Raw genomic sequence first — 3,451 nt, forward strand, 5'->3', positions numbered from 1 at the left:
GACACGGCCTTCTTCTTCTGCTGCTTGCCGCGCTTGCTCGAGGCGCCCGGCTTGCCGCCCACCGCTCCCATGCCGGGGATGTTGGGGACGCCGCCGCGCGCGACGGTCTTCATCATCTTCGCGGCCTGTTCGAAGCGCTGCACGAGCTGGTTGACGTCGGTGACGGTCATGCCGGAACCGCGGGCGATGCGCAGCCGGCGGGAGCCGTTGAGCACCTTGGGGTTGCGTCGCTCGGCGGGGGTCATCGACCGGATGATCGCCTCGGTGCGATCGATCTCCTTCTCGTCGAAATCCTCGAGCTGCTGCTTCATCTGGCCCATGCCCGGCAGCATGCCGAGCATCTTCTTCATCGAGCCCATCTTCTTGAGCTGCTGCATCTGGTCGAGGAAGTCCTCGAGCGTGAAGCTGTCGGTCGCGAACTTCTCCGCGACCTTCTGTGCCTCTTCCTCGTCGAAGGCCTGCTGGGCCTGCTCGATGAGGGTGAGGATGTCGCCGAGGTCCAGGATGCGGCTGGCCATGCGGTCGGGGTGGAAGGCCTCGAGGTCGTCGAGACCTTCGCCGGTGGACGCGTAGATGATGGGCCGGCCGGTCACAGAGGCTACCGACAACGCGGCACCACCGCGCGCGTCGCCGTCGAGCTTCGACAGCACCACGCCGGTGAAGTCGACGCCCTCCTGGAAGGCCTTGGCCGTGTTGACGGCGTCCTGGCCGATCATCGCGTCGATGACGAAGAGCACCTCGTCGGGGTCGGTCGCCTTGCGGATGTCGGATGCCTGCTTCATCAGCTCCGCGTCGACGCCGAGGCGTCCGGCGGTGTCGATGATGACGACGTCGTGCAGCTGTCGGCGGGCGGTCTCGACGCCGTCGCGGGCGACCTGCACCGGGTTTCCCACGCCGTTGCCGGGCTCGGGCGCATAGATCGCCGCACCGGCCTGCTTGGCGACCACCTGCAGCTGGTTCACGGCGTTCGGGCGCTGGAGGTCGGCCGCCACGAGAAGAGGCGTGTGACCCTCCTTCTCGAGCTGCTTCGCGAGCTTGCCCGCGAACGTGGTCTTACCCGAGCCCTGAAGGCCGGCGAGCATGATGACCGTCGGCGGGTTCTTGGCGAACTGCAGGCGACGCTGCTGGCCACCGAGAATCGCGACGAGCTCCTCGTTGACGATCTGCACGACCTGCTGCGCCGGGTTGAGCGCACGGTTGACCTCGTCGCCCAGCGCCCGCTCACGCACCTTCGCGGTGAACTCCTTGACGACCGGCAGCGCGACGTCGGCGTCCAGGAGCGCCCGACGGATCTCTCGTACCGTCCCGTCGACGTCGGCGGCAGTGAGCTTGCCCTTGGTGCGGAGGTTGCGGAAGGTCTCTGTGAGACGATCTGAGAGCGTGCCGAAGGTAGCCATGATTCCCCGATTCTACGCGGACGCGCGACCCCGCTGCCGACTCTGCTAGCCGGTCGGCTCCTGGAAGAGCGTGACCTGCAGCCCGGCGGGTGCGCGCAGCCGGGCATTGACGGAGCGCCACGGGGTGATGCGGGCGGATGCCAGCAGCTCGGCCCCCGCGGCGGCGAGCATGGATGCCGCCGCATCGGCGTCCGCGACTTCGAACGCGACCCGCAACGGGTCGCTCGGGGCGTCACCGTCGGTCTCGACGGCGTCGATGTAGTCCACCTGTGCGGAGTTCGCGAGCTCCAATGTCGCCCGACCCGCATCGAGGATCGCCACCCGGGCACCGCCCTCGGCCTCGTAGGCCTCGGCCTGCGGCATCCCCAGGACGTCGCGGTAGAACTCCAGGGCCTCGTCGAATCGGTCGGCGCGCACGACGAGGCGCAGCTGCCGTACCGGCCCGGGGGCAGGGACGGCCGACAGCGCGGTGTGCAGGAGCGGCACCAGGGCCGCCCCGCCGGGGCCGCCCTGCGCCCACGCCCAGACCGCGGCGAAGACGGCGCCGGCGTACGCGCTGCCGGTGACCTCGCCCACGAGACCCCCGCTGCCGTCGCGATCGAGCCGCTCGGCGACGGCGCGCCCCAGCCGCAGCTGGCGCGCGGCACGTTCCCTATCGAGCTCCCCCGCCAGCCCCATCGCCGCCTCGTGGGTGATCGCGAGGGCGAGGTGGTCGGGCGCGAAATCCTCGCCGATGGCCGCCAAGGCGTCGCGCACCGGCAGACCGGATCGCAGCGCCGTCGTCGCGGCATCCAGGCGCTCGTCGAGTCCCCACCACAGCACATCGGCCTTCGACGAGAAGTAGTTGAAGAAGCTCGACCTGCTCACTCCCGCGCGGGTGGTGATGTCGGCGACCGACGTCGCCTCGTACCCCTGCTCGAGGAAGAGCTCGCAGGCCGCCTCGGCCAGAGTGTCCCGCGACGAGGCTCTCGGCCTACCCACCCGATTCATGTCTCCAGCGTACGGATCGTCCGCGTGCACGGGTGATCCGAGCCCGCACGTGCCTACTCGGCGCTGGTGACGGACTGCACTTCGCCGTCGGAGGCGAGGTTGACCAGCAGCACGTCGTCGGTGGCATCCGGGTCCAGGGCGTACTCGAGGACCGCGAACGGGTCCTTTCCGCCGTGCTCGTCGGCGAGGATCGTCATGCTCATCAGCTGCAGCGAGCGGATGACATCGACGTGGACGTCGCCGGAGATGTCGACGAGGTACTCCTCGAGGCGATCGCCCATGCGGTGCTGCTGCTGCAGGATGTACTCGGTCACTTCGCTCGTGCGGTCGTCGAGCTCGGTGACCATGGCGTTGCGCGCGGTCATGTCGATGCTCTCGAGTGCCGTGATCATCGCCGCGGCGATGTCGAGCGCTGCGGGTGAGACGTCGTCCTGATCGGGAGCCGTGAGGTCGACGGTGACGATCTGGTCGGCGAACTCGACGTTCTCCGACCAGAAGATCGACCCGTCGGGGCCGGTCTCCAAGAGTCCGAAGTAGTCGTGCTCGATCGCCATGCCTCTATGAAACCAGTCCTGCACCCAGGGCGGTAGTCCGGCGCGCCGGGTGGTTCAGTCGACCAGCGAAGCGGCGAACACGTGCGGCGTGAATCCGGTGAGATCGTTGATGCCCTCACCCTGCCCCAGCAGTTTCACCGGGATGCCGGTGCGCTCCTGCACCGCGAGGACGAATCCGCCCTTGGCGGAGCCGTCGAGCTTCGTGAGCACGAGCCCGGTGACCCCGGCGTGCTGCAGGAAGGCCTCGGCCTGCATGACGCCGTTCTGGCCGGTAGTGGCATCCAGCACGAGCAGCACTTCGCTGATGGGCGCCTGCTTCTCGATGACCCGGCGGATCTTGGTGAGCTCGTCCATGAGTCCGCCCTTGGTGTGAAGGCGCCCGGCGGTGTCCACCAGCACGATCTCGGTGCCGGTGCGTTTGGCGTACTCGATCGTCTGGAACGCGACCGACGCCGGGTCCTGGCCCTCCTGCTGCGGGCGCACGATCGCCGCACCGCCGCGCTCGGCCCA

General features: G+C 68.8%; 3 protein-coding genes and 1 pseudogene. All 4 read right to left on the minus strand.

From position 1 onward, the window contains the following. A partial coding sequence (gene ffh / locus NQ160_RS20895) for a signal recognition particle protein (protein ID WP_257517003.1) occupies window positions 1-1,397 on the minus strand: 1,397 nt, incomplete at its 3' end. A 45-nt stretch (window positions 1,398-1,442) separates the two neighbouring features. Further along, complete coding sequence (locus NQ160_RS20900; RefSeq protein WP_257517004.1) at window positions 1,443-2,387, minus strand: TetR family transcriptional regulator; 945 nt, start codon at window positions 2,385-2,387, stop codon at window positions 1,443-1,445. A gap of 53 nt (window positions 2,388-2,440) precedes the next feature. Further along, window positions 2,441-2,941: a DUF2004 domain-containing protein gene (locus tag NQ160_RS20905; protein ID WP_257517005.1), complete on the minus strand. Its 501-nt coding sequence runs from the start codon at window positions 2,939-2,941 to the stop codon at window positions 2,441-2,443. Window positions 2,942-2,995: 54 nt separating this feature from the next. Further along, window positions 2,996-3,451 (minus strand): annotated as a pseudogene (locus tag NQ160_RS20910) (signal recognition particle-docking protein FtsY); the annotation flags it as partial.

This window comes from Microbacterium sp. zg.Y909 (assembly GCF_024626565.1).